At 65.4% G+C, this 21,012-nt stretch carries 25 protein-coding genes; 20 read left to right on the top strand and 5 right to left on the bottom strand.

Going from position 1 to position 21,012, the window contains the following annotated elements:
• Positions 1–78 precede the first annotated feature (78 nt).
• The 6 genes from hpaD to J2X09_RS22315 are packed head-to-tail and all read left to right on the top strand — an operon-like array spanning position 79 to position 5,033.
• Entirely contained in the window at positions 79–1,002 is a 924-nt protein-coding gene (hpaD, locus tag J2X09_RS22340) for a 3,4-dihydroxyphenylacetate 2,3-dioxygenase (RefSeq protein ID WP_204734389.1), read from the top strand.
• Positions 1,003–1,013: 11 nt separating this feature from the next.
• On the top strand, positions 1,014–1,460 hold the full coding sequence (locus tag J2X09_RS22335) for a 5-carboxymethyl-2-hydroxymuconate Delta-isomerase (RefSeq protein ID WP_204734388.1): 447 nt from the start codon (positions 1,014–1,016) through the stop codon (positions 1,458–1,460).
• A gap of 4 nt (positions 1,461–1,464) precedes the next feature.
• A complete protein-coding gene (gene hpaH, locus J2X09_RS22330; protein WP_204734387.1) occupies positions 1,465–2,292 on the top strand; it encodes a 2-oxo-hept-4-ene-1,7-dioate hydratase in 828 nt (275 codons plus the stop codon).
• An 11-nt stretch (positions 2,293–2,303) separates the two neighbouring features.
• Positions 2,304–3,122 carry an aldolase/citrate lyase family protein gene (locus tag J2X09_RS22325; RefSeq protein ID WP_204734386.1) on the top strand — a complete coding sequence of 273 codons (819 nt, stop codon included), beginning with the start codon at positions 2,304–2,306 and terminating at the stop codon, positions 3,120–3,122.
• 11 nt (positions 3,123–3,133) lie between these two features.
• Entirely contained in the window at positions 3,134–4,021 is an 888-nt protein-coding gene (locus J2X09_RS22320) for a class II aldolase/adducin family protein (protein ID WP_204734385.1), read from the top strand.
• 4 nt (positions 4,022–4,025) lie between these two features.
• The gene (locus J2X09_RS22315) at positions 4,026–5,033 is read left to right on the top strand and encodes a 2-dehydropantoate 2-reductase (protein WP_204734384.1); all 1,008 of its coding nucleotides are present in this window, start codon (positions 4,026–4,028) and stop codon (positions 5,031–5,033) included.
• On the opposite strand, the gene J2X09_RS22310 is transcribed toward J2X09_RS22315, so the two are convergent.
• From J2X09_RS22310 to J2X09_RS22300, 3 genes are read right to left on the bottom strand one after another with little or no spacing between them, the layout of a single operon-like run.
• On the bottom strand, positions 5,022–5,642 hold the full coding sequence (locus tag J2X09_RS22310; protein WP_204734383.1) for a MarC family protein: 621 nt from the start codon (positions 5,640–5,642) through the stop codon (positions 5,022–5,024). The genes J2X09_RS22315 and J2X09_RS22310 overlap by 12 nt on opposite strands.
• A gap of 38 nt (positions 5,643–5,680) precedes the next feature.
• A complete protein-coding gene (locus J2X09_RS22305) occupies positions 5,681–6,154 on the bottom strand; it encodes a MaoC family dehydratase (protein WP_204734382.1) in 474 nt (157 codons plus the stop codon).
• Positions 6,155–6,157: 3 nt separating this feature from the next.
• Positions 6,158–6,907, bottom strand: coding sequence for an SDR family oxidoreductase (locus tag J2X09_RS22300; protein WP_204734551.1), 750 nt, complete (start codon positions 6,905–6,907; stop codon positions 6,158–6,160).
• A 96-nt stretch (positions 6,908–7,003) separates the two neighbouring features.
• Between J2X09_RS22300 and J2X09_RS22295 the strand changes: the two genes are divergently transcribed.
• The 4 genes from J2X09_RS22295 to J2X09_RS22280 are packed head-to-tail and all read left to right on the top strand — an operon-like array spanning position 7,004 to position 9,952.
• Complete coding sequence (locus tag J2X09_RS22295) at positions 7,004–7,603, top strand: 2-hydroxychromene-2-carboxylate isomerase (RefSeq protein WP_204734381.1); 600 nt, start codon at positions 7,004–7,006, stop codon at positions 7,601–7,603.
• Between the two features lie 29 nt (positions 7,604–7,632).
• The gene (locus tag J2X09_RS22290; protein WP_204734380.1) at positions 7,633–8,316 is read left to right on the top strand and encodes a dienelactone hydrolase family protein; all 684 of its coding nucleotides are present in this window, start codon (positions 7,633–7,635) and stop codon (positions 8,314–8,316) included.
• Positions 8,316–9,296: an amidohydrolase family protein gene (locus J2X09_RS22285; RefSeq protein ID WP_310309435.1), complete on the top strand. Its 981-nt coding sequence runs from the start codon at positions 8,316–8,318 to the stop codon at positions 9,294–9,296. The genes J2X09_RS22290 and J2X09_RS22285 overlap by 1 nt, the downstream gene beginning before the upstream one ends.
• Before the next feature lie 5 nt (positions 9,297–9,301).
• Positions 9,302–9,952, top strand: coding sequence for a glutathione S-transferase family protein (locus J2X09_RS22280; protein WP_204734379.1), 651 nt, complete (start codon positions 9,302–9,304; stop codon positions 9,950–9,952).
• A gap of 4 nt (positions 9,953–9,956) precedes the next feature.
• On the opposite strand, the gene J2X09_RS22275 is transcribed toward J2X09_RS22280, so the two are convergent.
• Together J2X09_RS22275 and hemB are read right to left on the bottom strand one after the other, a co-directional pair.
• Positions 9,957–11,063 carry a magnesium transporter CorA family protein gene (locus J2X09_RS22275; protein ID WP_204734378.1) on the bottom strand — a complete coding sequence of 369 codons (1,107 nt, stop codon included), beginning with the start codon at positions 11,061–11,063 and terminating at the stop codon, positions 9,957–9,959.
• A 6-nt stretch (positions 11,064–11,069) separates the two neighbouring features.
• Entirely contained in the window at positions 11,070–12,071 is a 1,002-nt protein-coding gene (gene hemB, locus J2X09_RS22270) for a porphobilinogen synthase (RefSeq protein ID WP_204734377.1), read from the bottom strand.
• A 284-nt stretch (positions 12,072–12,355) separates the two neighbouring features.
• On the opposite strand from hemB, the gene J2X09_RS22265 reads away from it, so the two are divergent.
• From J2X09_RS22265 to J2X09_RS22220, 10 genes are all read left to right on the top strand, one after another.
• Positions 12,356–13,444 (top strand): hypothetical protein, encoded by a 1,089-nt coding sequence (locus J2X09_RS22265; protein ID WP_204734376.1) that lies wholly within the window; start codon positions 12,356–12,358, stop codon positions 13,442–13,444.
• 253 nt (positions 13,445–13,697) lie between these two features.
• Entirely contained in the window at positions 13,698–14,126 is a 429-nt protein-coding gene (locus J2X09_RS22260) for a CopD family protein (RefSeq protein WP_204734375.1), read from the top strand.
• 4 nt (positions 14,127–14,130) lie between these two features.
• A complete protein-coding gene (locus tag J2X09_RS22255; protein WP_310309432.1) occupies positions 14,131–15,252 on the top strand; it encodes a VanZ family protein in 1,122 nt (373 codons plus the stop codon).
• Positions 15,249–15,587, top strand: a complete 339-nt coding sequence (locus J2X09_RS22250) for a (2Fe-2S) ferredoxin domain-containing protein (RefSeq protein ID WP_204734373.1) — start codon at positions 15,249–15,251, stop codon at positions 15,585–15,587. The genes J2X09_RS22255 and J2X09_RS22250 overlap by 4 nt, the downstream gene beginning before the upstream one ends.
• A 6-nt stretch (positions 15,588–15,593) precedes the next feature.
• Positions 15,594–16,217 (top strand): alpha/beta hydrolase, encoded by a 624-nt coding sequence (locus J2X09_RS22245; protein WP_204734372.1) that lies wholly within the window; start codon positions 15,594–15,596, stop codon positions 16,215–16,217.
• 40 nt (positions 16,218–16,257) lie between these two features.
• Positions 16,258–17,436, top strand: coding sequence for a D-alanyl-D-alanine carboxypeptidase family protein (locus tag J2X09_RS22240; RefSeq protein WP_374726527.1), 1,179 nt, complete (start codon positions 16,258–16,260; stop codon positions 17,434–17,436).
• Positions 17,437–17,571: 135 nt separating this feature from the next.
• Complete coding sequence (rpsL, locus tag J2X09_RS22235; RefSeq protein ID WP_009516237.1) at positions 17,572–17,949, top strand: 30S ribosomal protein S12; 378 nt, start codon at positions 17,572–17,574, stop codon at positions 17,947–17,949.
• A gap of 156 nt (positions 17,950–18,105) precedes the next feature.
• Positions 18,106–18,576, top strand: coding sequence for a 30S ribosomal protein S7 (gene rpsG, locus J2X09_RS22230; RefSeq protein ID WP_137918320.1), 471 nt, complete (start codon positions 18,106–18,108; stop codon positions 18,574–18,576).
• A gap of 91 nt (positions 18,577–18,667) precedes the next feature.
• Entirely contained in the window at positions 18,668–20,770 is a 2,103-nt protein-coding gene (gene fusA / locus J2X09_RS22225; protein ID WP_204734370.1) for an elongation factor G, read from the top strand.
• Positions 20,771–20,923: 153 nt separating this feature from the next.
• A partial coding sequence (locus tag J2X09_RS22220; protein ID WP_038059333.1) for a GTP-binding protein occupies positions 20,924–21,012 on the top strand: 89 nt, incomplete at its 3' end.

Raw genomic sequence — 21,012 nt, 5'->3', positions numbered from 1 at the left:
GTCGGGGGACAGTCGCGGAGGCGGCCACCCCCAGCGGACGGCCCGCGGAGCGAACACCACAGCAACAGGAGACAACGAATGGGAAAACTAGCCTTGGTCGCCAAGATCACCCACGTCCCTTCGATGTACCTCAGCGAACTCGACGGCCCAAGAAAGGGCACCAGACAGGACGCCATCGACGGCCACAAGGAAATCAGCCGCCGCTGCCGTGAACTCTGCGTCGACACCATCGTCGTCTTCGACACGCACTGGCTCGTCAACGCCAGCTACCACCTCAACTGCGCACCCCACTTCGAGGGCACCTACACCAGCAACGAACTGCCGCACTTCATCAGCAACATGCCCTTCGAGATTCCGGGCAACCCCGAACTCGGCAAGCTGCTCGCTAAAGTTTGCAACGAACACGGCGTAGACACCCTCGCCCACGACGCCACCACCCTCGGCCCCGAGTACGGCACCCTCGTGCCCATGCGCTACATGAACCAGGACCGGCATTTCAAGGCCATTTCGGTCTCGGCGCTGTGCCAGTCGCATTACCTCAACGACAGCGCCCGCCTGGGCTGGGCCATGCGCAAGGCCGTCGAAGACCACTACGACGGCACCGTCGCTTTCTTCGCCAGCGGCTCGCTCAGCCACCGTTTCGCGCAGAACGGCCTCGCCCCCGACTTCGCTTTCAAGATCTGGACCCCATTCCTCGAAACGCTGGACCGCCGTGTCGTCGACATGTGGATGAACGGCGAGTGGAAGGCCTTTTGCGAGATGCTGCCCGAATACGCTGCCAAGGGCCACGGCGAAGGCTTCATGCACGACACCGCCATGATGCTCGGCGCCCTCGGCTGGAGCGACTACGACGGCCAGGCCGAGGTCATCACGCCGTACTTCGGTGCCTCCGGCACCGGCCAGATCAACGCCGTCTTCCCCGTCACGCCGCAGACCGGCCGCGCCATTCCTGCTGCACAGGCATCCTCGGCCCAGGGTTACCAGACCGCCTCCCGCCTCTGAGGCGTCCGACCATGCCGCACCTCGTCATCCTCTACACACCCAACCTCGATCGTGCGACGAGCGACGGCGGCGCCGACATGGGCGCGCTCTGCCGCGAACTGTGCGACGCCATGCTCGCCGTGCGCGACGAGGCCGACCGGCAGGTGTTCCCCACCGGCGGCACGCGCGTGCTGGCCTACCCGGCCGCGCACAGCGCGGTCTCCGATGGCGGTGCGGCCGGTATCGCCGCCGGTCTCGGGGGCGACTATGCCTTCGTCTACATGAACCTGCGCATGGCCCAGGGCCGCAGCGCCGTCGTGCACCAGCGCGTGGGCGATGCGCTGCAGGCGGTGGTGAAGGCGCACTTCGCCGCCCAGCTCGCCACGCGTCCCATTGGCATCACCGTGCAGGTGGACGAGGGGCACGAGGTGTTCGATGCCAAGAACAGCTCCCTGCACCCGCTTTTCAACCGGAACTGAACCCATGCTCGACGACGCCCTCATCCAGCAGCTCGCGGCCGAGCTCGCCGCATCCGAGCGCGACCGCGTGGCCGTGGAGCATTTCTCCAAGCGCTTTCCCGCCATGACCATCGACGACGGCTACCGTGTCGGCCGCGCCTGGGTGGCGTTGCAGGTCGCGGCTGGCCGGCGCGTCATCGGCCACAAGATCGGCCTGACCAGCCGCGCCATGCAGATCTCCAGCCAGATCGACGAGCCCGACTACGGCACCCTGCTGGACAGCATGCGGTTCACCGCGCAGGCCGGCGAAGTGCTCGAAATCCCCACGGCGCGGTTCATCGCGCCACGCGTGGAAGTGGAGCTGGCCTTCGTGCTCAAGTCGGCCCTGCAAGGGCCGGACGTGACGGTGGCGGACGTTCTCGCCGCCACCGAATACGTCACGCCCGCGATCGAGATCATCGACGCGCGCATCGAACAGTTCGACCGCCACACCCGCGCGATGCGCAAGGTGTTCGACACCATCAGCGACAACGCGGCCAACGCCGGCATCGTGACCGGTGAAGGCGACCTGCGCTACCGCGCCGACGCCTTCACCACCAACCTGCCATGGTGCGGTGCCATCCTGCGGCAGAACGGCACGGTCGAGGAAACCGGCCTGGCCGCTGGCGTGCAGGGCCATCCGGCCATCGGCATCGCGTGGCTGGCGCACAAGCTCGCGCCCTGGGGCGAATCCTTGCAGCCGGGCCAGATCGTGCTGGCCGGTTCGTTCACGCGGCCGGTGGCCGCAAAAATGGGTGATCTGTTCGAGGCCGACTACGGCCCGCTGGGTTGCCTGCAATTCCGTTTTGTCTGACCTTTCCCGCCATGCAAACACCCACCAACCCCTTCAAACAGGCGCTGGCCGAGCGCCGTGCGCAGATCGGCCTCTGGCTCGGCCTGGCCAACCCCTACAGCGCGGAGATCTGCGCCGGTGCCGGTTTCGACTGGCTGCTGATCGACGGCGAACACGCCCCCAACGGCCTCCAGGATGTGCTGGGCCAGGCGCAGGCGATTGGCGGCTACCCGGGCACACACGCCATCGCGCGCGTGCCGGTGGGTGACGCGGCGCTCATCAAGCAATACCTCGACCTGGGTCTTCAGACGCTGCTGGTGCCGATGGTGGACACGCCCGAACAGGCGGCCCATCTGGTGCGCGCCTGCCGCTACCCGCAGGCCGATGGACAGGGTGGCATCCGCGGCATGGCCGGTGCCCGCGCGTCGCGCTGGGGCCGCTACCCCAACTACGCGAAGGAGGCCAATGCCCAGGTCTGCCTGCTGGTGCAGGCCGAAACGCGGGAAGCCCTGAAGAACCTCGACGCCATCGCGGCCACGCCCGGCGTGGACGGCGTGTTCATCGGCCCGGCCGACCTCTCTGCCTCGCTCGGCCACGTGGGCAACCCCGGCCACCCCGAGGTGCAGGCCGCCATCGACGACGCCATCGCACGCATCCTGCGCGCCGGCAAGGCGCCCGGCATTCTCGTCACCGACGAGGCCCTGGCGCACCACTACCTCGCGCTGGGCGCCGTGTTCGTGGCCGTGGGGCTGGACACGCAGATCCTTGTGCGGCAAACCAGCGCCCTGGCCGCGCGTTTCAAGAGCGACGCCCCCGCCGCTCCCGCGCAGGCCAGGGGCAGCGTGTACTAGGAGACCACCCCATGAACGCCGCCATGCAACCCGCCACCGCCACGCCCGCCGGCATGCACCCGGACGAATGGGCCGCGCGCGTGGAGCTCGCCGCCTGCTACCGTGTCTTTGCCATGCTGGGCTGGACCGAGATGATCTACAACCACATCACGCTGCGCCTGCCCGCCAGCGTGACGGGGGAAGACGAAAGTCGCCCCGCCGCCGGGCCGCCTCAAGGGGGGGCGGCCCCCTTGGGGGGCAGCGAACCACGCGAAGCGGGGAGCGCCGGGGGCGCTGGAAAGCAGTTCCTCATCAACCCGTTCGGCCTGCACTATTCGGAGGTGACGGCGCGCAACCTGGTGAAGATCGACCTGCAGGGCGCCGTGCTCGACGGTTCGCCGCACCCGGTCAACCCGGCGGGGTTCACGGTGCATGCCGCGATCCACGACGGCATCGAGGGCGCGCACTGCGTGATGCACACGCACACCACCGCCGGTGTGGCCGTGGCGTGCCTGAGGGGCGGCCTGCAGCAGACCAACTTCTACACCGCGCAACTGCACGGCATGGTGGCGTACCACGACTTCGAGGGCATCACCATCCACGCCGACGAGGCGCCACGCCTGCTCAAGAGCATCGGCGACCGGCCCGCCGTCATCCTGCGCAACCACGGCCTGCTGGCCTGGGGCGCCACGCTGCCGCAGACCTTCGCCATCCTCTGGACCTTGCAGCGTGCCTGCGAGATCCAGATGGCCACCTTCTCCATGGGCGGTGCGCAGGCGGCATTGCCTGTCCCGGAAGCCATCGCCGAGCGATGCACGCGCGATGCGCTGCAGTTCAACCCCCACCACGGCGCGGGACGCGACGTGTTCGACGCCCTGGTCCGGCAGGTGAACCGCCTGGACCGCAGCTACCTGGAGTGACGCATTGACCTCGGCAATCGACTTTCAGCGCGTCGCCATCGTCGGCGCGGGCGCCATCGGCGGCTGGCTGGGTGTGCACCTGGCGCGCACCGGCTGTACGCTGAGCGCCTTGGCGCGTGGTGACACGCTCGCCGCCCTGCAGCACGAAGGCCTGCAACTGCACCAGGATGGCCAGCTCCTGGCGGCGCCGGTGACGGCCGCCGCCCGGGCGGAAGACCTGGGTGTGCAGGATCTCGTCATCGTGGCCGTCAAGGCGCAATCGCTGCCCACGCTGGCCCGGGGCATCGTGCCGCTGCTCTGTCCGCGCACGGTCGTGCTCACGGCCATGAACGGCGTGCCCTGGTGGTTCTTCCAGGGGTTTGGTGGCGCGCGCGCTGGCACACCGTTGAAGACGGTAGACCCGGATGGCGAGATCGAACGCTGTGTGCAGGCGCATCACGTCATCGGCGGCGTGGTGCACGCCAGCTGTTCGGTGGATGCACCCGGCGTGGTTCGCCACCACTTCGGCAACGGCCTCATCGTCGGAGAGCCTTCGGGTGAGGCCAGCGAACGCGTGACGGCGCTGGTCTCGTTGCTGCAGCGCGCCGGGCTCCATGCCACGCTGTCGCCGCAGATCCAGAAAGACGTCTGGTACAAGCTCTGGGGCAACATGACGGTGAACCCCGTGAGCGCGCTCACCGGCGCCACCACCGACCGCATCCTGGGCGACGAGCTGGTGCGCGACTTCATCAGCCGCGTGATGTTGGAGGCCAAGGAAATCGGTGCTCGCATCGGCATACCGATCGACCAGCAGCCCGAGGACCGCCACGCGGTCACGCGCAAGCTCGGGGCGTTCCGGACCTCGATGTTGCAGGACGTGCAGGCGAACAAGCCGGTGGAGCTCGACGCCCTGGTGACCGTGGTGCGCGAACTCGGCCAGCTCACCGGCGTGCCCACGCCGTTCACCGACGCGCTGCTGGGTCTTTCGCGCCTGCAGGCGCAGACGCTGGGTCTGTACCCGTCAGCCCAATAGCGCAGGGAACAGCTTCACCAGGCCATTGGCCATCACCTCGACCGACAGCGCGGCGAGGATCAGCCCCATCAGCCGGGTCATCACATTGATGCCGGTCTGCCCCAGCACGCGCGCGATGGGTTCGGCCAGGGTGAAGCAGACCGCGGTGGCCACGGCGATCACCACGCCGTAACCCACGAGGGCGGCGTGCTGGAAGAAGGTCTTGGCCTGGTCGGCGTAGATCACCACGGTGGACATGGAGGCTGGCCCGGTGAGTAGCGGGATGGTCAGTGGCACCACGGCGATGGACGTGCGGGCCGAGCTGTCGCTCAGGTCCTGATCGTTGGCCTTGGCTTCTGCCGGCCGCGCGTTCAGCATGGACAGCGCCGAGGTCAGCAGCAGCATGCCGCCGCCCACCTGGAAGCTGGCCAGGGAGATGCTGAAGAATTCCAGGATCTGCAGGCCGATGAGGGCGCAGGTGGCGATGACCGCGAACGCGCTGAATGCCGAGATCATCACCGTTCGCCGCCGCTGCTGGCGCGAGAAGCCCTGCGTGTAATGGATGAAGAAGGGCACGATCGCCAAGGGGTTGACGATCGCCAGCAGGGTGATGAGAGGCTTGAAATCCATGCCCGGAATTGTCGGGTATGGCAGGCGCATGTGGGCGCTTATGGAACGCCAGGCTCCCGCCGACGGAACATGCCGTAGCCTTCCATGAACAGAACCTTGTCGCCATGCTGGTTGAACATTTCCCAGGTGGTGCGGACCAGGCCCACGTCCAGGCGTTTGCTCATCGGCCGCTTTTCCAGGATGGTGTGCTGCAGGCGCAGGGTGTCGCCCGGGAACACCGGCTTGAGCCACTTCACGCTGTCCAGCCCGGGCGAGCCGAGGCTGGAGCTTTCGTTGAGGAAGTTGGTCACCATCAGCCGCATCGCCATGGCACACGTGTGCCAGCCGCTGGCGCTGAGCGCGCCGAACACCGACGCCCTGGCCGCCTCGGCGTCCAGGTGGAAGGGCTGCGGGTCGAACTGGCGGGCGAAGGCCACCGTTTCCTCTTCCGTGGGGGTGATGGTGCCCAGATCGCGGGTTTCTCCCACCTGCAGGTCTTCCCACCAGTATTTGATGTGCGGGTTGTTCGTCATCCTTCAACGTCCTCCAGAGATGTCCATCAATGTCATCGTGGTGTAGCTGGCGGCGTCCGACAGCAGCCAGACGATGGCCTGTGCCACCTCGTCAGCCTGGCCGCCGCGCTGCATCGGCACCTGGTGACTGAGGTCGCGCACGCGGTTGGGCAGGCCACCGGAGGCGTGGATGTCGGTCTCGATCAGGCCTGGGCGTACCGCGTTGACGCGGATGCCTTCACCGGCCACCTCGCGCGCCAGGCCGATGGTGAATGCGTCGACAGCGCCCTTGGCCGCCGCGTAGTCCACATACTGCCCTGCAGCGCCCAGCCGGGACGCCGCACTCGAGACGTTCACGATGGAACCTCCTTCGCCGCCGTGTTTCGTGCTCATGCGCCGCACCGCCTCGCGCGCGCAGATCATGGAGCCGATCACGTTGATGTCGAACATGCGGCGCCAGCGCGCCACACTCATCTCGTCCACGCGGGCGGTCACGTCGACCACGCCAGCGTTGTTGACCAGGCCCTGCAACCGACCCAGCTTCGCGTCGATCTTCGCGAACATCGCCAGCACCTGATCTTCGTGCGCCACGTCGGCCTGCACGCTCATGGCGGTGCCGCCGTCGGCGCGGATAGCCCGTACCACCTCGTCGGCCGCCAGTGAGTTCGCGGTGTAGTTCACCGCCACGGCCCAGCCCTGCCGGGCCGCCAGCCGCGCGGTGGCTGCGCCGATGCCGCGCCCGCCGCCGGTGACCAGCAGTGCCCGGCCTGTCATCTCGCCCATAACCCGTCTCCTGCAGAATGCGGTGGCATCGCGTACAACATGGGCTCGCCACCCCGCTTGTCATTACAACAGCGACAGGAGACTGCCATGGGTCGCACAGTCGACTATTACCTCGTCCCGCAAAGCCCCTGGACCTACCTCGGGCATGAACGATTCGCCGCGCTGCTGCGCGAAACCGGTACCGCCGTGCGTGTGCTGCCCATGGACCTCGGACGCATCTTTCCGATCTCCGGTGGCCTGCCCCTGCAGAAGCGGGCGCCGCAACGCCAGGCCTATCGCCTGCTCGAGCTGCGCCGCTTCAGCGAGGCTCTCGGGGTGCCCATTCATCCGGAGCCGCGCTTCTTTCCGGTCGCGGGCGATCCCGCTGCGTTGCTGATCACGGCAGTCGCCCAGTCCGATGGCGATGAGGCCGCCATGCGCCTCACCGGCGCGGTTCTGTCTGCCGTGTGGGCGCAGCAGCGCGACATTGCCTCGCCCGACGTGCTGGCCGAGCTGCTGGCCGAGAATGGCCTGGCCAGCGAGCGGCTGGCACAGTCGCTGACGCCGGCGGTGCGTGCGCGCTACGACGCACAGACGCAGGCCGCCATCGACCTCAACGTGTTCGGTGCACCGAGCTACGTGATCGACGGCGAGCTGTTCTGGGGCCAGGACCGGCTCGACTTCCTGGCGCGCCGCCTGCGCGCCTGATTCCTTTCACCCCCAACAGGAGAACACCCATGGGTCAGACCACCGAACTCACATCCGCCGACGGCTTCAAATTCCCGGTCTACGTGGCCGAGCCCAAGGGCAAGGCCAAAGGCGCGGTTGTGGTGCTGCAGGAAATCTTCGGCGTGAATTCGCACATCCGCGCCGTGGCCGACGGCTATGCCGCCGAAGGCTATTTCGTGGTGGCGCCGCACACCTTCCACCGCGTCAAGGCCGGCGTGGAGCTGGGCTACAAGGAAGACGACATGAAGGCCGGCTTCGCGCTCAAGACCGCTGTGGAAGACCTGCCCGCTCCGGGCTTGATGCCCGATATCCAGGCTGCGATCAACCACGCGGCACAGTCGGGCAAGGTCGGCATCGTGGGCTACTGCTGGGGCGGACTGCTCACCTGGCGGTCGGCCTGCGGGCTCAAGGGCCTGTCGGCCGCCGTGCCGTATTACGGTGGCGGCATGACCGTGGGGACGGACGCCGGGCTCCAGCCGACCGTGCCGGTGATGGTGCACTTCGGTGACCAGGACCACTGGATCCCGCTGGACACGGTGGAAGCGTTCAAGAAGGCGCACCCCGAGGTGACCGTGCACGTTTACAACGCGAACCATGGTTTCAACTGCGATCAGCGTGGTTCGTACAACGAAGCGGCCGCCAAGCTCGCGCGTGAGCGCACGCTGGCGTTCTTTGCCCAGCACCTGAGCTGATGGCCCATCGCCGCTGCCCTTCGCGCGACCTCCTTCGAGGGGGCAGCGCCTGTGGGCCGGCGAAGCCGGCTCCGTGGCATCTCGGGTTCGCTCTCCTGCTCGCTGGAGCAGTTTCCTGCTCGGCTGCATCCGCGGCCGACTACACCGGCCCGCTGTTCGACGCCCACCTGCACTACAACAACGAAGCCTGCACGCACGACACGCCGGCACCGGGCTGTCCGCACCCCATGGCCGACGTGCTCGACCGCATGCAGCGCAACGGTGTGCGCGCCATCGTGGCCAATTCGCGGCCGAACGATGGCACCCGGGCCCTGGCCACCGCGCGCGAACAGACCCGCAAGGCCGGTGTGACGGTGGTGCCCTTCGTGCGCCTCTACCGCGACCGCGCCGACTACAACAACTGGTTCCGCGACCCGACCATCGTCGAGATGGTGAACGCGGAACTGCAGCGCGGCACACCCGCCGGCCCCTATCGGGGCCTGGGTGAGTTCCACCTGTACGACAGCGCCAATGCCAACGGGCCTGTGGCGAAGCAGCTCATGGCGCTGGCCGAGGAGAAAGACCTCGCCATCCTTGCGCACGTGGACGACGTTGCGATCGACCTGTTGATGGCGAACACACCCTCGAAGGGGCGCAAGTCGCTCCTGATCTGGGCGCACACGGGCATCGGCGGTTCGTCGGTCGCCCGGGTGGACGAGCTGTTCGCGCGCTACCCTCGCCTGATCGGCGAGCTGTCCTACCGCCCCGGGCTCACCTGTGGCGACGGCCAGCTCTGCCCCGACTGGCGCGCGCTGCTGCTGAAGTACCCCGACCGTTTCATGATCGGCTCGGACACCTGGATCAACCAGCGCTGGCAGTACTACGACGAACTCATGAAGGGCTACCGCGCCTGGCTCGGCGGTTTGCCCGCCGACGTGGCCCGACGCATCGCCTGGGACAATGGCGCGAAACTCTTCGGCGTGCCCACACCGACACCCTGAACCGCATGATCCAACTGCACTTTGCCCCCAGCACCGCCGCCATGGTGCCCCACATCCTGCTCGAGGAAATCGGTGTGCCGTACGAACGCGTGCTGGTGGACAAGCACAACGGCGGGCACAGGACGCCGGCCTACCTCGCGCTCAACCCGAACGGCCTCATCCCGGTGCTGGTCGATGGCGACCTCGTGCTCTACGAGACCGCCGCCATCTGCCTGCACCTGAGCGACTCGAACCCGGCCGCCAAGCTCATGCCGCCGATGGACACGCGCGATCGCGCCCACGCCTACAAGTGGCTCATGTGGCTGACCAACACCTTGCAGGCCACGCTCATCGTGTACTTCTATCCCGAACGCTGGGCCGACACCGGCCACACGGAGGTGGCCGAAGAGGTTCAGCGCAACGCCCAGGCGCGCGTGGGGCCGCTGCTCAACCAGCTCGATGCCGAGCTCGCGCGCCATGGCGGACCCTGGTTCATGGGCGAGCACTTCACCCTGCTCGACGCCTATGTGTTCACGTTGTGCCGCTGGACGCGCAACTTTCCCAGCGCACCGGCGCGGGACCGTCCGCACCTGGGGCCCTACCTGCGGCGCATGCTGGCGCGCCCATCGGTGCAGCGCGTGCTGGCCAACGAAGGGCTGACCGCGCCCTACGTGTGAGGACTCAGCGGCTCGAGCGCAGATAGCGCTTGCGCCAGAACAGCAAGCCCAGCAGGACGGCCGTCAGCGCCATCGAGCCGATGGCCCACCAGAACCCGGTCTTCTGGTGCAGCAGCGGGATGAACTGGAAGTTCATGCCGAAGATGCTGGCGATCAGGTTCAGCGGCAGGAAGATGGCCGTCAGCGCCGTGAGCGTGCGCATGATGTCGTTGGTGCGGTTGCTCTGCGCCGAAAAGTGCATCTGCACCGCGGTTTCGGCGTTCTGCTCGAGCCGCCGTACGTGGTGCACGACCCGCTCGATGTGTTCCAGCACGTCGCGCGAGCGCACCTTGAGCAGTTCCAGCCCGCGCTGCCCCCCGATGGCATCGGTGGGCTCCCAGGTCGCGAGGTTCTCGTTCCAGTCCTGGATCGATGAGCGCTGGTCTTCGCAGATCTCGTCGAGCTGATGCAAGGAGATGCGAGCGTCCAGCAGAGAGCCCCAGTTGCTGAAGCGCGCCTTCGGTTGCAGCAGCTCGGTCTGCCAGTGGTCGAGCTGGCGCGTGAGTTCGCGGCGCAGCGCCAGGTAGCCGTCGACCATCTGGTTCACGATGCGCAGCATGAGGTCGGCCGGGCTCGGTGGCAGGTGCACGCCGGCCGCGCGCGAGGCCGCGGTGGCGGCGGATGTCAGGCGTGTCGCGTACTGCTCCAGCGCCTGGCAGCCGGCCGGGTGCACGGTGAGCAGCACGCGGTCAAACACCGCAAAACCGACCGGGCTGGTGTCGATGCGCCGCAGCACGGGCGGTCCGCCGCGCGGCACGGTGCGGGTGAGCACCTCCCCCGGATGGGACAGATCGGTCTCGCTGTGCCCGGCGGCCAGCCGGCGGAACACGAGGATGTCGTACTGCGAGGTGTAGTCGTAGTGCGAGGGGAGCTGGTTGTTCAGCAGGTCGGCAATGTGCAGGTCCACCAGCGTCATGCCGCAGAGCACTTGCAGCGTGGACTGCACGGCCCCCTGTTCGAGCTCGAATTCGCGCCGTCCGCAGGCAATCCACACGTATCCCTTTGCCGGCAGCACCATCGGCAGGGTGCTGGACTCGCTCACCGAGCCGGGCAGGACGTGGAAGATGCGCATGGAGGGTCAGCCGCGCAGCAGGCGGGCCGCGTCGCGGGCGAAGTAGGTCAGCACGCCGTCGGCACCCGCGCGCTTGAATGCCAGCAGGCTTTCCAGCATGACGGCGTCGTGGTCGAGCCAGCCGTTCAGGGCAGCCGCCTTGAGCATCGCGTATTCGCCGCTCACCTGGTAAGCGAAGGTCGGTACGCCGAACTCGTCCTTGACCCGGCGCACGATGTCCAGATAGGGCATGCCGGGTTTGACCATCACCATGTCGGCGCCTTCGGCCAGGTCCAGTGCCACCTCCCGCAGGGCTTCGTTGGAATTGCCCGGGTCCATCTGGTAGACCTTCTTGTCCGCCTTGCCCAGGTTGGCTGCCGAGCCCACGGCATCGCGGAAGGGGCCGTAGAAGGCGCTGGCGTACTTGGCGCTGTAGGCCATGATGCGCGTGTGCACCAGGCCCTCGGCCTCGAGTGCGGCGCGGATGGCGCCAATGCGGCCGTCCATCATGTCGCTGGGCGCAACCATGTCCACGCCAGCGCGTGCCTGGGTCAAGGCCTGCTGCACGAGGATGTCCACCGTGGGGTCGTTCAGGATGTAGTTGTGCTCGTCGAGCACACCGTCCTGGCCGTGGCTGGTGAACGGGTCGAGCGCGACGTCGGTCATCACGCCCAGTTGCGGGAAGCGCTTTTTCAGTTCGCTCACCACGCGCGGCACCAGTCCATCCGGATTGGTGGCCTCGCGCCCGTCCGGCGTCTTCAGCGACTGGTCGATCACCGGGAACAGCGCCAGCGCGGGAATGCCGAGCGAGACGCAATCCTCGGCCACGGGCAGCAGCAGGTCCAGGCTCAGGCGCTCCACGCCGGGCATCGACGCCACGCCTTCGCATCGGTTTTCCCCGTCCAGCACGAACACCGGATAGATCAGGTCCGATGCATGGAGCCGGTGTTCGCGCACCAGCTCACGGGAAAAGGCATCCCGGCGCAGGCGGCGGGGGCGACTGAGAGGGTAAGGGGCGGGGGCATGCATGAGCGTATTGTGGCAAAGGCATTTCTGGTTCGGCGGCAGCGGTCTTCGTGCCATGGGGCGCGGTGAAAGGAGTGGGAACGTTGACAGGTGGAGGGGGTGAAAATCTTCGGCTGGTGTGGCGAACTCCACGGTAAGAAGAAAATACTGCATCGCTCCCGGCAGACAGCCGACAACGCACACGCTATGCTTGGTTCAACATCTTGTTACGAGTTTGTGACATCCCCGCGAACCCTCATCAGGCCGCTCCTATGCTGACCACCAGAACGCCCCCTTCGAACAGCCCTGTGAACAGCAAGCCCGGCGCGCGCGAGCCGGAGGCGTGGTCATTGGACGAGCACTGGCCAGCCTTGTTGTCCAGCGTTGCCGATCAGGTGACAGAGGGGGTGAGTGCGCTGCAGAACACCATCGATCTGTTGCTCAGCAAGGGTTCGATCAGCAAGCAGGAGCACCGCGCGCTCAGCATCCCGGCCGAGCGCATCAAACAATCGGGCGTCAGCGCGCAGCAGATTCACCGCTTTTACGGTGGCCGCATCCGCCAGTCGCATGAAAAGATCGGGATGGCCGACCTGGTGGAAGGTGTGCTGCAGGAGCGCAAGAAAGAGTTCGCTGTCCTGGGCATCGAGATGCGGCGCAAGCTCAAGCCGGTCGAGGTGCTGATCGACCCGACGGTCGCACACACATTTGTCAACGCCGTGCTTGATTGGGCCATGGCCTTTGGCAGCCGCATGGATGTGCGCATGGACATCAACGCCTGGCCACAACATGCACGCCTTCAGGTGCGCGCATCCAACGATGGTGTGCCACCCTCGAGCAACGCCACCACGGACAGCCTGAGCTGGATGCTGGTGCGCCAGATCGCACTGGCGGCCGGTGGCATTGAGATCGAACGCCTGGTCACCGACGAAGGCGTGAGCTTCACCGCCCTGTTCAATCGCACGGTGCAGGCCGTGGATGGCATTTCTGCGGTGGACCTGTCGGACGACCATTCCTCGATGTTCAAGTCGCTCTCAGGCGTCTACGTGCTGACGATTTCTCCCACATTGCAGATACGGGCCGACGTGCGTGATGCGCTGCGCGAGATTGGAATCAGTTCCGACAGCGTGGTCGATTTCCGTCAGGCGCGCGAGGCGATTGTCTCGCGCATGCCCAACCTCATCGTGGTCGACTCCGCCATCAAGGACAGCGGGTTCGACCAGTTCCGGCGCGAACTGCTGCGAGAGGTGTTCGAATTTCCTTTTGTGGAGATTTCACCCGACGACAGTTCGTTCGACATGTCCGGCTTTGGTGAGTTCTCGATGGCCAAGGTGGGCCGGGGCAACATCCGCGAGGCGCTGGGCACGGCCGTCATGTTTGAACTCGCCAAGATGATGTAAGGCTTTTGAAATACAACAAAAATCGCGGAAAGCCACTGTCAGAACTGACAGGGCATAAGAATTTTTGGTGTAACATTTGTCTTGAGCTTGTTGAGAGACGGCTCCCCGCTTTTCCTCCCTGAGCGGGTGCCTTAGTGTGTGACAGCAAAAAGGCTTCCTGACCCGGCCCGAAACGGCCGGGTTTTTTTTGCCCGTTCGCCTGGCATGGTCCCGGCAAGCCCCTGGGGCATCGCCTCAGGGCTACACTGACCGAATGCTCTGGGTCAAAGCCTTCCACATCGTTTTCGTGGCCAGCTGGTTCGCAGGCCTTTTCTACCTGCCCAGGATCTTTGTCAACTTGGCCATGGTGCCTCCGGAGAGTGTGGCCGAGCGTGAGCGCTTGCTTCTCATGGCGCGCAAGTTGATGCGTTTTACCACTCTTCTGGCGGTGCCGGCGCTCGGCCTGGGGCTCTGGCTCTGGCTGGGCTATGGCATCGGCCGGGGTGCTGGTCATGCCTGGATGCACGCCAAGCTGGCCGGGGTGCTGTTGATCCTGGGCTACCACCACGCCTGCGGCCTGTTGCTGCGGCGTTTTCTGGCAGGCACCCAGCGGCGCAGCCATGTCTGGTACCGCTGGTTCAACGAGGTGCCCGTGTTGCTGCTGGTGGCTGTGGTGGTGCTGGTGGTGGTCAAGCCCTTCTGACGCCTTGAATACCCGTTCCTCCGCCTGGCCGCTGGCCCTGCTTTTCGCCGGTGTGGTGGTGTACGCGAGCCTGTATCCGTTCACCGGGTGGCGCGTGCAGGGCGTATCGCCTCTGGCCTTCCTGACGGCGCCGATTCCGCAGTATTGGACGGGCTTCGATGTGGTTTCCAATCTGGTGGGCTACGCCCCGCTGGGTTTTCTGCTTAGCTTGGCCATGCTGCGCTCCGGCTGGGGCCGGTGGTCCTGGTGGCTGGCCTTCATCCTGCCGACGCTGCTGTCCCTGGGAGTGGAAACGCTGCAGAACTACCTGCCGATGCGGGTGCCCTCGAACGTCGATTTCGCGCTCAACAGCACGGGGGCGGCGTTGGGCGGGGCCTGCGCATGGGCCTTGGAGCGGGTGGGTGCGTTGCGCCGCTGGAGCCAGTTTCGTGCCGACTGGTTCGAGCCATCTGCGCACGGCAGTCTGGTGTTGCTGGCCCTGTGGCCGTTCGCGCTTCTGTATCCCTTGTCCGTACCATTCGGGCTGGGCCATGTCTGGGACCGACTCGAATCGGGCCTGGTGGTGCTGATGGACGACACGCCATTTCTGACCTGGGTGCCCGTTCGGCTGGAGGTGCCCGATCCACTGAGCCCGATGGCCGAGGCGTTCTGTATTGCGCTGTGCCTGCTCTCGCCCCTGCTGATGGGCTTTTCCGAAATGCGCTCGATGCTGCGCCGCGCGCTGTTCCATTTCATGTTCTTTCTGTGCGCCGCCGGTGCGGCGGGCCTGTCGGCCGCGCTCACATATGGGCCATCACACGCCTGGGCATGGCTCAACCCGCAGACCATCCTGGGCCTGGGGGTTGCCGTGCTTGTGGGGTTGTCCATGGTGGGCCTGTCACGCCGGCTGTGCACCGTGCTCATGCTGCTCAGCCTGGCGGTTTCGCTGACGCTGCTGAACCTCGCGCCCGACAGCCCCTATTTCGCGCAATCGCTGGAAGTCTGGGAGCAAGGCCGGTTCATCCGTTTTCATGGGCTGTCGCAGTGGCTGGGCTGGCTGTGGCCATTTGCCGCCCTGATCTTCGGCCTGCGTGTGATGGCGCGCGTTTCGGTGCCGCTGGAACCGGCCACTAAAATTCCCCCATGAGCGAAAACACGTCCTACTACGAGCGGCACATCTTCTTCTGCCTCAACCAGCGGGACAACGGTGAGGCTTCGTGCGCGCAGCACCGCGCGCAGGCGGCCTTCGACCGTTGCAAATCGCAGGCCAAGGCGATGGGGCTTTCGGGCGTGGGCAAGGTGAGGGTCAACAAGGCGGGTTGCCTGGACCGCTGCGCCGGCGGACCCATCGCCGTGGTGTATCCGGAGGCGGTGTGGTACAGCTATGTGGACGAGCATGACATCGATGAGATCGTGCAGTCCCATCTGCGCGATGGCGTGGTGGTCGAGCGCCTTGTGACGCCGCCTGATGTGGGGCGTTGAAACGAGATGAACGCTCAGACTGAAGTCCTGGCAATGGCCGGTCCGGCCGGCCGGCTGGAGTTGGCCATTGATCGGCCGACAGGTGAATCTCTGGGGACGGCCGTGATCGCGCACCCCCACCCCTTGCACGGTGGGACGCTGACCAACAAGGTCGTACAGACACTGGCACGCGCCAGTGTGCTCGCCGGCCTGACCGCCGTGCGCTTCAATTTCCGCGGTGTGGGCCAGAGCGAGGGTGCGTACGACGAAGGCCGTGGTGAGTTGGACGATCTTCTGGCGGTGATTCAGGCCCGCGCGCCCGAAGGCCCGCTGTGCCTGGCCGGCTTCTCGTTCGGTGCCTTCGTCACCAGCCAGGCGGTCGCGCGCCTGCACGACACCCGGGATATCCGGCACATCGTGCTGATTGGCACAGCCACCAGCCGTTTTGAGGCAGCCCCCGTGGCAGGGGAACTCCACCCCCGTACCCTGGTCGTTCATGGCGAGCTCGACGACACCGTTCCCTTGTCGTCCGTCATGGACTGGGCGAGGCCGCAGTCGCTACCCGTGATGGTGGTGCCTGGCGGCGGTCATTTCTTCCATGGCCAGCTCCCGCTGTTGCGGGAGCTGGTGCTGCGTCACCTGCGTGCCTGAGCGCGGGTTCTCTGTATCTCCCTTGAAGGATCGGATCTTGTTGCGTCGTCTTTTTTCCTGTTTTGCTGTCCTGGGCCTGTCTTTCGCGGCAATGGTGCCCGCGCTGGCCCAGATGCCGGCTCCCCCTGAGGTGGCCGCGCGTGCCTACCTTTTGCTGGACGTCACTTCTGGCCAGGTGTTGGCCGCGAAGGATCCGGATCAGCCGGTCGAGCCCGCCTCGCTGACCAAGCTGATGACGGCGTACCTGGTGTTTGATGCACTGAAGGCGGGCAAGATCCATCTCACGCAGACCTTTGGCGTGAGCGAGCGCGCCTGGAAGATGCCGGGTTCGCGCATGTTCATCGATCCGAAGATGCAGGTGCCGGTCGAAGACCTGATCAAGGGCATGATCGTCCAGTCCGGCAACGACGCCACGGTGGCGCTGGCCGAAGGGGTTGCCGGGTCGGTCGAGCGTTTCGTGCAGCTCATGAATGAACAGGCCAAGGCCCTGGGCATGAGCGCCACCAGCTATCGCAACGTGGAAGGCCTGACGGAAGCGGGCCACACCACCACCGCGCGCGATCTCGCCACCCTGGCGACCCGGCTGATGGCCGACTTTCCACAGTACGTGCCGTACTACGCCATCCAGCGTTACCGCTACCCCGGCACGCCCGCCGCCAACGACACCAACCGCAACCTGCTGCTGTTTCGCGACCCCAGTGTGGACGGCTTGAAGACCGGGCACACCAGCGCCGCCGGCTACTGCCTGGTGGCTACTGCGCGCCGGCAGGTGCCGGGTCTGGGCGAAGGGGCGCAGGGGCAGCGCCGCCTGCTCAGCATCCTGCTTGGTGCTTCCAGTGAGAACGCCCGTGCCGCGGAGAGCCAGAAGCTGCTCAACTGGGGCTACACCGCCTTTGACGCGGTGCGCCTGATTCCGGCCGGCCAGCCGGTCGCCACGCCGCGCATCTGGAAGGGCAAGGCCGATCAGGTCCGTCTGGGCCGTGCCGAGGGGGTCGTGGTTTCCGTGCCTGCAGGCGAGGGCGCCAGGCTCAAGTCCGAGGTCGTCCGGCCGGATCCACTGGTCGCACCGCTGGTGAAGGGGCAGTCCGTGGGCTCGTTGCGCGTGACCTCGTCCAGTGGTGCCGTGGTGGCCGAAATCCCCCTGACGGTGCTCGAAACGGTGGAAGAAAGCGGCATCTTCGGCCGTGCCTGGGACGCCATCCGCCTCTGGATTCAGTGACACGGCGGGGGCCTGGCGCATGGATCGGGCCCGCGCGTTTGTCAGAAAACACCCCGCGTGCTACAGTAGAGGGCTTTTCGGAATCTTCCGAGGAGTTTTCGTTTTCGCTTTTTTCAAACGTTTAGGGACGTTTTAATGCCAACCATCAATCAACTCGTGCGCCATGGCCGGGAGGTCGAAAAGACCAAATCCAAGAGCCCGGCCATGGAAAACTCTCCGCAGCGCCGCGGTGTGTGCACCCGTGTGTACACCACGACCCCCAAGAAGCCCAACTCCGCTCTGCGCAAGGTCGCCAAGGTGCGCCTGACCAACGGTTTTGAGGTCATCTCCTACATCGGTGGTGAAGGCCACAACCTCCAGGAGCACAGCGTCGTGCTGGTCCGTGGTGGTCGTGTCAAGGACTTGCCCGGTGTGCGTTATCACATCGTGCGCGGTTCGCTGGACCTGCAGGGCGTGAAAGACCGCAAGCAGGCCCGCTCCAAGTACGGCGCCAAGCGCCCGAAGAAGGCCTGATCGTTCGAGTTTCCGGTGTTTGTCCCGCCTGGCAGGTGGTTCAAGCGCAGTGGCCCACAACACGGAATCGTCCGTGCGGGTCGAGTAAGTGAGGGTCCTGTATGGCTCTCGCGGTGCCTGAAAAGGTGCCAACTGAAGCAAATATGAGGTGAAGAAATGCCACGTCGTCGCGAAGTCCCTAAACGTGAAATCCTGCCGGATCCCAAGTTCGGCAATGTCGAGCTCTCCAAGTTCATGAACGTGATCATGGAAGGCGGTAAGAAGGCTGTTGCCGAGCGCATCATCTATGGTGCTCTCGAGCAGATCGAAAAGAAGAGCGGCAAGGATCCTGTCGAAATCTTCTCGGTCGCCATCAACAACGTCAAGCCCATGGTGGAAGTGAAGTCCCGCCGCGTGGGCGGTGCCAACTACCAGGTGCCGGTCGAAGTCCGGCCCGTGCGTCGTCTGGCCCTGTCGATGCGCTGGATCAAGGAAGCTGCCCGCAAGCGCAGCGAGAAGTCCATGGCCCTGCGTCTGGCCAATGAACTGATCGAAGCCACCGAAGGCCGTGGTGGCGCCATGAAGCGCCGCGATGAAGTGCACCGCATGGCCGAGGCCAACAAGGCGTTCAGCCACTTCCGCTTCTGATCCGGGCTGCCGCCCAGTAGAGCATCCAGAACCGAGAGCCCGCATTCCCTGATCCAGGGTGGCGGGCTCGATCCCTTTTCGGAGTATTTCCATGTCCCGCACCACGCCCCTTGAGCGTTATCGCAACATCGGTATTTCCGCGCACATCGATGCCGGCAAGACCACCACCACGGAACGCATCCTGTTCTACACCGGTGTGAACCACAAGATCGGCGAAGTCCACGATGGCGCTGCCACCATGGACTGGATGGAGCAGGAGCAGGAGCGTGGCATCACGATCACCTCGGCCGCCACCACCTGTTTCTGGAAGGGCATGGACCTGTCCTATCCTGAGCACCGTTTCAACATCATCGACACCCCTGGTCACGTGGACTTCACCATCGAGGTGGAGCGTTCCATGCGCGTGCTGGACGGTGCCTGCATGGTGTACTGTGCCGTGGGTGGCGTGCAGCCCCAGTCGGAGACCGTGTGGCGCCAGGCCAACAAGTACAAGGTGCCGCGTCTGGCCTTTGTGAACAAGATGGACCGCACCGGTGCCAACTTCTTCAAGGTCGTGGACCAGATGAAGCTGCGCCTGAAGGCCAATCCCGTGCCCGTGGTGATTCCCATCGGCGCTGAAGACAACTTCAAGGGTGTGGTCGACCTCATCAAGATGAAAGCGATCATCTGGGACGAAGCCTCCCAGGGCATGAAGTTCGAGTTCCAGGACATCCCGGCGGAACTCGAGGCGCAAGCCAAGGAATGGCGCGAAAAGATGGTCGAGGCCGCGGCCGAGTCCAGCGAAGAGCTGATGAACAAGTACCTTGAAGAAGGCGACCTGAGCGAAGCCGAAATCAAGCAAGGCATCCGTGCGCGCACGCTGGCCACTGAAATCCAGCCGATGCTGTGCGGCACTGCTTTCAAGAACAAGGGTGTGCAGCGCATGCTGGACGCCGTGATCGACTTCCTGCCCTCACCGGTGGACATTCCTCCCGTGGGTGGCACCGACGAGAACGAGGCGCCCACCTCGCGCAAGGCGTCCGACGAAGAGAAACTGTCCGCGCTGGCATTCAAACTGATGACCGACCCGTATGTCGGCCAGCTGACGTTCGTGCGCGTGTACTCTGGCGTGCTCAAGAAGGGGGACTCTGTTTTCAACCCCGTCAAGGGCAAGAAAGAGCGCATCGGCCGTATCGTGCAGATGCACGCGAACAACCGCCAGGAAGTGGAAGAAATCCGCGCTGGCGACATCGCCGCCTGCGTGGGCCTGAAGGATGTGACCACCGGTGAAACCCTGTGCGACCCGGACTCCATCATCATGCTCGAGCGCATGGTCTTCCCGGAGCCCGTGATTGCACAGGCCGTGGAGCCCAAGACCAAGGCCGACCAGGAAAAGATGGGCATTGCGCTGCAACGCCTGGCATCGGAAGATCCTTCGTTCCGCGTCAAGACGGACGAAGAGTCTGGCCAGACCATCATTTCCGGCATGGGCGAGCTGCACCTGGAAATCATTGTCGATCGCATGAAGCGCGAATTCGGTGTGGAAGCCAATGTCGGCAAGCCCCAGGTGGCCTACCGCGAAACGATCCGCAAGAGCGTGGACGAGGCCGAAGGCAAGTTCGTTCGCCAGTCGGGCGGCAAGGGTCAGTACGGCCACGTGGTGTTCAAGATCGAACCCAACGAAGCCGGCAAGGGCTTCGAGTTCGTAGACGCCATCAAGGGCGGCGTGGTGCCGCGCGAGTACATCCCCGCCGTGGAGAAGGGCGTGATCGAAGCGCTGAACACCGGCGTGCTGGCCGGCTTCCCGGTGGTGGACGTCAAGGTGACGCTGCACTTCGGTTCGTACCACGACGTGGACTCGTCCGAAATGGCGTTCAAGATGGCCGCCATCTTCGGCTTCAAGGAAGGCTGCAAGAAGGCCAACCCGGTCATCCTTGAACCGATGATGGCCGTGGAGGTCGAGACGCCTGAGGACTACGCCGGCAACGTGATGGGTGACCTCTCGTCCCGCCGCGGCATGGTGCAGGGCATGGAAGACATGGTCGGTGGCGGCAAGGCCATCAAGGCCGAGGTGCCGTTGTCCGAAATGTTTGGCTACTCGACCACGTTGCGCTCGATGTCGCAAGGCCGTGCCACGTACACCATGGAGTTCAAGCACTACGCCGAAGCGCCGCGCAACGTGTCCGAAGCCATCGTGGCTGCACGCGCGAAGTAATGACTCTGGGGGCAGGCCACCATTGGTGCTCTGTCCCCAACTGATCACCAGCCGGTCTGCGACCACGCGCCGCCCTGTTCCCGTGCGGGGCGAATCAGCAGTGTGGTGCAGACCTTAAACCGGGACACGGGCTTGTTCTTTAGGAATTGAAAAATGGCAAAAGAGAAATTTGAGCGGACCAAGCCGCACGTGAACGTGGGCACGATTGGTCACGTGGACCATGGCAAGACGACGCTGACGGC

Source organism: Hydrogenophaga laconesensis (assembly GCF_031457235.1).
Taxonomy (GTDB): domain Bacteria; phylum Pseudomonadota; class Gammaproteobacteria; order Burkholderiales; family Burkholderiaceae_C; genus Hydrogenophaga; species Hydrogenophaga laconesensis.
This window is presented reverse-complemented; position numbering and strand designations above follow the sequence as displayed.

Coding starts and splice junctions, on each gene's coding strand:
- J2X09_RS22260 (WP_204734375.1), top strand. CDS start 13,698: ATGCTCTGGGTCAAAGCCTTCCACATCGTTTTCGTGGCCAGCTGGTTC.
- hpaD (WP_204734389.1), top strand. CDS start 79: ATGGGAAAACTAGCCTTGGTCGCCAAGATCACCCACGTCCCTTCGATG.
- rpsL (WP_009516237.1), top strand. CDS start 17,572: ATGCCAACCATCAATCAACTCGTGCGCCATGGCCGGGAGGTCGAAAAG.
- J2X09_RS22300 (WP_204734551.1), bottom strand. CDS start 6,907: ATGACAGGCCGGGCACTGCTGGTCACCGGCGGCGGGCGCGGCATCGGC.
- J2X09_RS22275 (WP_204734378.1), bottom strand. CDS start 11,063: ATGCGCATCTTCCACGTCCTGCCCGGCTCGGTGAGCGAGTCCAGCACC.
- fusA (WP_204734370.1), top strand. CDS start 18,668: ATGTCCCGCACCACGCCCCTTGAGCGTTATCGCAACATCGGTATTTCC.
- J2X09_RS22250 (WP_204734373.1), top strand. CDS start 15,249: ATGAGCGAAAACACGTCCTACTACGAGCGGCACATCTTCTTCTGCCTC.
- J2X09_RS22325 (WP_204734386.1), top strand. CDS start 2,304: ATGCAAACACCCACCAACCCCTTCAAACAGGCGCTGGCCGAGCGCCGT.
- hpaH (WP_204734387.1), top strand. CDS start 1,465: ATGCTCGACGACGCCCTCATCCAGCAGCTCGCGGCCGAGCTCGCCGCA.
- hemB (WP_204734377.1), bottom strand. CDS start 12,071: ATGCATGCCCCCGCCCCTTACCCTCTCAGTCGCCCCCGCCGCCTGCGC.
- J2X09_RS22295 (WP_204734381.1), top strand. CDS start 7,004: ATGGGTCGCACAGTCGACTATTACCTCGTCCCGCAAAGCCCCTGGACC.
- J2X09_RS22320 (WP_204734385.1), top strand. CDS start 3,134: ATGAACGCCGCCATGCAACCCGCCACCGCCACGCCCGCCGGCATGCAC.
- J2X09_RS22280 (WP_204734379.1), top strand. CDS start 9,302: ATGATCCAACTGCACTTTGCCCCCAGCACCGCCGCCATGGTGCCCCAC.
- J2X09_RS22305 (WP_204734382.1), bottom strand. CDS start 6,154: ATGACGAACAACCCGCACATCAAATACTGGTGGGAAGACCTGCAGGTG.
- J2X09_RS22335 (WP_204734388.1), top strand. CDS start 1,014: ATGCCGCACCTCGTCATCCTCTACACACCCAACCTCGATCGTGCGACG.
- J2X09_RS22245 (WP_204734372.1), top strand. CDS start 15,594: ATGAACGCTCAGACTGAAGTCCTGGCAATGGCCGGTCCGGCCGGCCGG.
- J2X09_RS22285 (WP_310309435.1), top strand. CDS start 8,316: ATGGCCCATCGCCGCTGCCCTTCGCGCGACCTCCTTCGAGGGGGCAGC.
- J2X09_RS22310 (WP_204734383.1), bottom strand. CDS start 5,642: ATGGATTTCAAGCCTCTCATCACCCTGCTGGCGATCGTCAACCCCTTG.
- rpsG (WP_137918320.1), top strand. CDS start 18,106: ATGCCACGTCGTCGCGAAGTCCCTAAACGTGAAATCCTGCCGGATCCC.
- J2X09_RS22290 (WP_204734380.1), top strand. CDS start 7,633: ATGGGTCAGACCACCGAACTCACATCCGCCGACGGCTTCAAATTCCCG.